Source organism: Palleronia caenipelagi (genome assembly GCF_007004065.1).
GTDB lineage: Bacteria > Pseudomonadota > Alphaproteobacteria > Rhodobacterales > Rhodobacteraceae > Palleronia > Palleronia caenipelagi.
Genome location: NZ_VFSV01000081.1, coordinates 1 through 6560, shown reverse-complemented (window position 1 = coordinate 6560; position 6560 = coordinate 1). Strand labels below are relative to the sequence as shown.

At 62.9% G+C, this 6560-nt stretch carries 8 protein-coding genes; all 8 read left to right on the top strand.

The features are described from left to right. On the top strand, positions 1 to 264 hold a 264-nt coding region (locus FEV53_RS19230; RefSeq protein WP_142833644.1), incomplete at its 5' end, for an integrase core domain-containing protein. 35 nt (positions 265 to 299) lie between these two features. After that, a complete protein-coding gene (locus FEV53_RS19225) occupies positions 300 to 569 on the top strand; it encodes a tyrosine-type recombinase/integrase (RefSeq protein WP_221931683.1) in 270 nt (89 codons plus the stop codon). A 155-nt stretch (positions 570 to 724) separates the two neighbouring features. Further along, positions 725 to 2455: a tetratricopeptide repeat protein gene (locus tag FEV53_RS19220; RefSeq protein WP_221931682.1), complete on the top strand. Its 1731-nt coding sequence runs from the start codon at positions 725 to 727 to the stop codon at positions 2453 to 2455. A gap of 140 nt (positions 2456 to 2595) precedes the next feature. After that, positions 2596 to 3774, top strand: coding sequence for a hypothetical protein (locus tag FEV53_RS19215; RefSeq protein ID WP_221931681.1), 1179 nt, complete (start codon positions 2596 to 2598; stop codon positions 3772 to 3774). Continuing rightward, positions 3771 to 4586: a hypothetical protein gene (locus FEV53_RS19210; RefSeq protein WP_142836293.1), complete on the top strand. Its 816-nt coding sequence runs from the start codon at positions 3771 to 3773 to the stop codon at positions 4584 to 4586. The genes FEV53_RS19215 and FEV53_RS19210 overlap by 4 nt, the downstream gene beginning before the upstream one ends. 84 nt (positions 4587 to 4670) lie before the next feature. Then, a complete protein-coding gene (locus FEV53_RS19205) occupies positions 4671 to 4874 on the top strand; it encodes a helix-turn-helix domain-containing protein (protein WP_142836292.1) in 204 nt (67 codons plus the stop codon). Between the two features lie 9 nt (positions 4875 to 4883). Next, positions 4884 to 5315: a MerR family DNA-binding transcriptional regulator gene (locus FEV53_RS19200; RefSeq protein ID WP_142836291.1), complete on the top strand. Its 432-nt coding sequence runs from the start codon at positions 4884 to 4886 to the stop codon at positions 5313 to 5315. Positions 5316 to 5604: 289 nt separating this feature from the next. Next, positions 5605 to 6560, top strand: a 956-nt coding sequence (locus FEV53_RS19195; protein WP_142836290.1) for a tyrosine-type recombinase/integrase, incomplete at its 3' end; no start/stop codon positions are given.

Here is a 6560-nt window from a genome sequence, read left to right as displayed (position 1 = left end):
GACTGGATCAAAGCTGTCGGCGCGAAAACGGCTTACATCGAACCTGGATCGCCTTGGGAGAACGGATACTGCGAAAGCTTCAACGCCCGTTTCCGCGACGAGTTCCTGAATGGCGAAACCTTCTACAGCCTGCGCGAGGCGCAGATCCTGATCGAACAATGGAGGAAACACTACAACACGAAACGACCACACAGCGCATTAGGCTACCGCCCACCGGCCCCGGAAACCTTCGTCACGATGGACCGGAGGCCCGTCATGCACTAACAATCAAATTGGACCACTCAAGTGGGGCTGATCACATGAGCATGACAGCGGTTTTGCGTCGAATGGGGCGCGACGGGATCACCGTGCACGGCTTCCGCTCGACCTTCCGCGACTGGGCGGGCGAGACCACGGGCTTTCCCCGCGAGGTGATCGAAGCCGCGCTCGCCCACCGTCTCAAGGACAAAGCCGAAGCCGCCTATGCCCGCTCCGATCTCTTCGACAAGCGGCGCGCTCTCATGGAGACGTGGGCGAGTATCGCTCTGGGCGAATTACTTGCGGCAAACGTGCTCCAACTGAAACTGTGAACCGATTCATTTGAGACTGCGAGAAAATGCAGCGGCTAAGGGGTAGACAGGTCTTCGCGCCCCCATGCAAAGTAACTGTGTGATCGCCCGTATTCAGGGAGGTTCAGCATAGTTTGCACCTCAGTAGCCTGAGGCATTTGTATCGGAGCGCGCATTTGAGCAAATCGGATCTCCCTGATCGCGGCAGTGGCTGCATTTCGACGGGCGATATTGGGGGCGACTTCGTCCGCGGGGGTAAGACCAGCTTTTTCTCCTCTTCGAAGACCGTCAACATCTACGAGAGCGCCGAGTCCTATAAGCGCGGGCAGGAGGACAAGGCTCGGGAGTTGGACGCGCGGATCACGGAACTGGAACGGGCTTGGGCCGAGGCACTTCGGCAAGAGGGGGCGGCCTCGGGCAAGGCGGAGTTGTTGCAGGAGCAACTCACAGAGGCCAAATCCGCCAAGGAAGCAGTGGAGGCAAACCTCGCCAATGTGCAGGCCTCCTATGAGGCGGCTCTGGAGCGGATCGAGGATCTGCAACGCCAGCTTGCGGAGCTCGGGGACAGCGTCCCGACAGAGTTCATCGCCGAGATCGAGGCAGCCTTGCAAGCGAGCGATCTGAACCGGGCCGAAGAGCTGATCGCCCCCCTGCTGAACCGACCCGCCATCGAGGATATGATCGCCGAACAGGCGCGGCTCTACCATCTGGCAGGCGAGATCGCGGCGGAGCGCTTCGACTACGGCGCGGCCCGGGCACGCTATGTCCGCGCGGCGGAACTGGCGCCGGAGAGCTTCGACGACCAGATCGCTGCATCCAATATGGCGCAGATAGCAGGCGCCTATCACCAGGCCGAGCATTTCGCCCGCTCGGCGTTGGCGCTGGTCGGAGAAGACAGCACGCAAGAACTCGACCGCATCCGTGCGGAGATGGTCTTAGCGTCAGCCCTCACGGCCCAAGGTCGCTACGACGCGGCCCTGCCGCTCTTTGGGCGCGCGCTGGAGAGCAGCGAACGGGTGCTGGACGCAGAGCACCCCGACACCCTCAGCAGCGTCAACAACCTCGCCTATCTCTACAGAGCCCAAGGCCGCTACGACGCCGCCGAACCGCTCTATGAGCGCGCGCTGGAGAGCCGCGAACGGGTGCTGGGCCCGGAGCATCCCGACACGCTCACCAGCGTCAACAACCTCGCCTGTCTCTACGAGTCCCAAGGCCGCTACGACGAGGCCGGGCCGCTCTATGAGCGCGCGCTGGAGAGCCGCGAACGGGTGCTGGGCCCGGAGCATCCCGACACGCTCGGCAGCGTCAACAACCTCGCCTGTCTCTACGAGTCCCAAGGCCGCTACGACGCCGCCGAACCGCTCTATGAGCGCGCGCTGGAGAGCAGCGAACGGGTGCTGGGCGCGGAGCATCCCCAAACGCTCATCAGCGTCAACAGCCTCGCCTATCTTTACCAAGCCCAAGGCCGCTACGACGCTGCCGAGCCGCTCTATGAGCGCGCGCTGGAGAGCCGCGAACGGGTGCTGGGCGCGGAGCATCCCCAAACACTCAGCAGCGTCAACAACCTCGCCGCGCTTTACGATGCCCAAGGTCGCTACGACGAGGCCCTGCCGCTCTATGAGCGGGCGCTGGAGAGCCGCGAACGGATACTTGGCGCGGAGCATCCCGACACCCTCAGCAGCGTCAACAACCTCGCCGTGCTCTACGAATCCCAAGGCCGCTACGACGCGGCCTTGCCGCTCTATGAGCGGGCGGCGACGGTAGATGTCAGCCGCTACGGCCCGGATATTCCTATGATCCGGACATTCGCCAGAAATTATCTGCGCCTGCTCGATCAGACAGGACAGCCCGAAAAGGCGCAGGATTTCATTGCCCGGCATTTCGGCGGGAGTGATCCGCGAGACTGATCTTGGGACCATAATGGCAAAATAAATACCTGCATATTGCGAGGAACATCCGCGAACACTATATTTGCGCAAACAGGAGCGAGTAGGCGCAAGATATGGCATCATTCAGTGGATTCATTCGGAAATCTCCGGCGGATCGGTTGAGGTGCTTTCTGGCCCCGCGCGGCGTGGATGCCCCGGAGGATTTTGACTGGACGAGCGAGGGGCGCGGGACAGCGTTGGTCCGCTCTGTTGAGAAACTGATCGGCAATCTGCCGGATCTGCAACAGGACCGGCTGAAAGCCGAACTCGACCATCTGGCGAGCCTCTCGGACAGCAACGGCCTGACCTGCGCGGAACAGATTTGCGCGCCGCTGGGCATTGATCTGGAAGGGCTGGAGGGCGTGCAGGATGTGCTCCTGACGCTGGCCAAGGATCACCCCGACCTGATCGACCGCGTGTCGGCACAGGCATCGCTGATGCGGCGGACGGGCGGGCGAAACTGGTCAGGGTTTCAATTCGAACAGGACGGCAAGCCATGGGCGCTGGATAACGAAAGCGCCCGCGCGGCGTTTCTGGAAGACACCATCGCCATTCTGGAACTCCCCACCCACCGCAAGCGCGAGGCGGATTGGTACACGGTTATTGAGCGGCACCCCATTACGGCAGAAGAAACCGAACACACGTGGGCCACCATTTACGTCGAAGAGCGGGCCGAGAGCGAATTGGCATTCGGCGCCACACAGACGCTGGAACGGCAATTGGTGCAAAAGGTTCTGGAGGTCGGCATTTCATGCGATGTGCAATCTCGGCGGGTCGAGATTTGCGCCAAGGGCGGTAAAAAGATTCGCGACCAATATGCCGATGCCTTCGCCAAACATTTCGCTCCGCATTCCAACCCGCCAGTCGAGACGCCGCGCCGCGAGGTCTTTCTGGATCGGCTTCGAAGCCCGTCGATCTTCGAAACCGAGCCTGCGGACGAGATTGACCGGATCGAGGTGTCGTCGCTCGATTTCTTTGGCACGAGCGGCGGATTTGCCCGGTTTGAGAAGCGGGGCGACGCTGAGACGATCTATCAGTTTCTGGACCGACGCTTTGGCGCGACCTCGCCGCTCAGTGCCAGCGGATGGAATCTGATGGGGGCGACCCTGCGGATCTATCTCGCAGCACAGGAAGGGCAGCGCCGCCGATCCCTGACCGTGACACTCCGCACACCGAACACGACGACGCTGCCGAACAAGACAGAGAAGCACCGCCAATTCGTCTTTGACCTGCTGGAGCGGTGGGAGCTTCTGGCACCACCGCCGAATGACGACGATCTGTTCGAGGTCATCGATTGAGCGCGGCGGGCGTTCTGTCGGAGATGATCGCCCTCGGGGCAAAAACCAGCGCGGCGTCGTTCAGGACGCGGAACGGTTATGACGGGCTGATCCGCGCGGGGTTGATCCGGGAGAGTGGCGTTGTTTCGTCGCTGGGCTGTGAGGAATGTAGCCTTCCGCATGATGCCGAGATCGTCTTCGAGGCTGGGCTCTACGGCTATCACTGCCCGGAGCTGGGCTTTGTCCCGGTTGAGCGATCCGAGGTGCTGGCCGTTCAGGTCAATTTGCCTGTGCTGGTCGAGCAGTTCGCCGAACTATTCGGATGCAAACGCCGCAAGACCGACCCGATCCACGAAGCGACCTGGCGCATTGGGGCGCTGGAAACGCCGCAAGGAGATGTCACGCTATATCTGCACCCGCGCCTGATCCATGATAGGGACGCCCGCGCCTTGACCGACGCTCTGTCGCGGGAGGCCCGATCTGCGTGGCGGCTGATCGTCACGGCAGAGGGCACGCTGTCTTTGTCGGATGTGACGACAGTTGCCCTGAGGGATCTGATCGAGATCGACGCGGGCACCGGCGCGCTGCGGGCGATTGCGCAGCCCGCCGTGCTGTGTGGGGTCCCGGAGCTTCGGCGCGGGGGCAAGCCAAACCGATACAGGGCGGATGTGGAACGCCTGATCCGAGCGCGAATCAAATCGGACGAGGCGCTGCCGGGGCGGAACGAAGAGGCGAAAGCCATCCGCGCCGCCTTTGAGACTGCTCATCCGGGCCGTTCCACTCCGTCCTTGGCCACCGTCAAAGCCTATCTGACCAAGATCCGCACTGGATAGAAACTGGATAGATTACCGACGTCTGTTTCTGTCCAGCCTGCGTCCGCGAACGTCCGTTCATACCCACGAAAGAAAGTATGAACGATGACCAACACCACCGAACTCCTGATCCACGCCGCCCAAGTCCTCGCCGTCTCGCCCAATGAGGCCGCACGGCTCTGCGGGATCGGACGGACCACGCTCTACGCGGCCCTGTCCTCGGGCGAGCTGCGCAGCGTCAAGATCGGCACCCGTCGCCTGATCACCATGGAGGCGCTCCGCGACTGGCTGGCGCGGAATGAAGCGTGAGGGCGGGCGATGCCAAAGCACACCCGCCTGACGGGGATCAAGCGTTGCCATAGCTACACGGTGGACGAGGCCGCGCAGGTTTGCGGCGTCACTGCCCGCACCATCCGCAACTGGGAGAAAGAGGGCTTGCGCGTCATGAACTGCGCGCGGCCCGCCCTGATCCGGGGTGACGATCTGCGCGCCCACATCAAGAGCCAGCGTGAGGGGCGAAAGGCCCCCCTCGGGATCGAGACCTTCTACTGCCTCCGCTGTCGCAAGGCCCGGGCAGCGGCGGGTGGCATGGCCGATTGCACGATCACCGGCCCCCGCGCCACGCTGTCTGCGCTCTGCGCTCTGCGCTCTGCGCTCTGCGCTCTGCGCTCTGCGCGATCTGCGAAGGCGTGGTCTCAAAACCCGTCGCCTTGTCTCGCCGCCCGGAGTTTGAACGCCTCTTCGATCTGACCATTCACCACGCCGATCCCGTGGCAGAGGGGGGGCATTCGATCTCTGGGCAGACGCCTTCGGAAACCGACCGCGCCGCCACGAGTCGCTAAATGGTAAGGTGGTGGACAGAGGCCCCCTGTTTTTCCACTTTCGGCGCCCCTCGATAAAAAAGGCCCGGGGGGTTCTCCCGGAACCTGTCGGCCTCCTGCCTTCGCAGTCCGAACGACCCGTGAACCAAGGGTACGCGACCGCGCCACCAGCCGACCAAATCCACTCATCCCTGACATGATCCTGAAAGGAGGATTCTATGGCCAAGCCCCCCAATGAACAGAACGAACGCCTGAAGCGCCGGTTCGGGGATTATCGCAAACATGCCCGGCGGCTGTCAGACAAAACGCTCGACCGGGAGATGACGGCTCTGGAGCGGTTCGACGTACGGAACGGGCGCAAGGACCTTGCGAAGTTTCACATCGACTGGGCCATGGGCTTCCGCGCGCATCTGGAGCAAGCCAAAGGCGCGACCGGCAAGCCCTTGGGGAAATCCACCCAGCGGGCGATCATGGCCACGCTGCGGGAATTTACCTTGTGGCTGTCGCAACAGGAGGGGTTCCGTCGCCGGATCAAGGCGTCTGATGCCGATTACTTCAACCTGTCCCGCCGCGACGAGGCCGAAGCCCGCGCCGCACCCGCGCGCCCCGCGCCGAGCCTCAATCAGGCCAAGCGCGCCCTGTCYCTGATGCCCGCCAGCACCCCGCGCGAGATGCGGGACAAGGCGATATTTGCGCTTCTGTGCCTGACCGGCATCCGCGTCGGCGCGCTGATCTCGCTGCGCATCAGCCATGTGGATCTCGCCGGGAAATCGATCACGCAAAACCCGCGCGAGGTCGCGACCAAGTTTGGCAAGAGCATCGACACGTTCTKTTTCAAAGGGTTTGACGAGGCCGAAGCCGCGCTCGCCGCGTGGATCACCCATCTGGACGAGGTTGAGCTTTATGGCCCGGATGATCCGCTGTTCCCCTCCACCGCCCTCAGCGCCAAGCCCGGCACCGGGTTTTGCGCCGAAGGCTTCACCCGCCGCCCATGGCGCAGTTCCGAACCCGTCCGAAAGATCGTCAACGGTGCCTTCAAGACCGCTGGTCTGCAAGCCTTCGGCCCCCATGCCTTCCGGCACATGCACGCCCGGCACACCGCGAAAACCTGTACCACCCCGGCGGAACTGGTCGCCGTCTCTCAAAACCTCGGTCACACGGACGTTCTGACCAC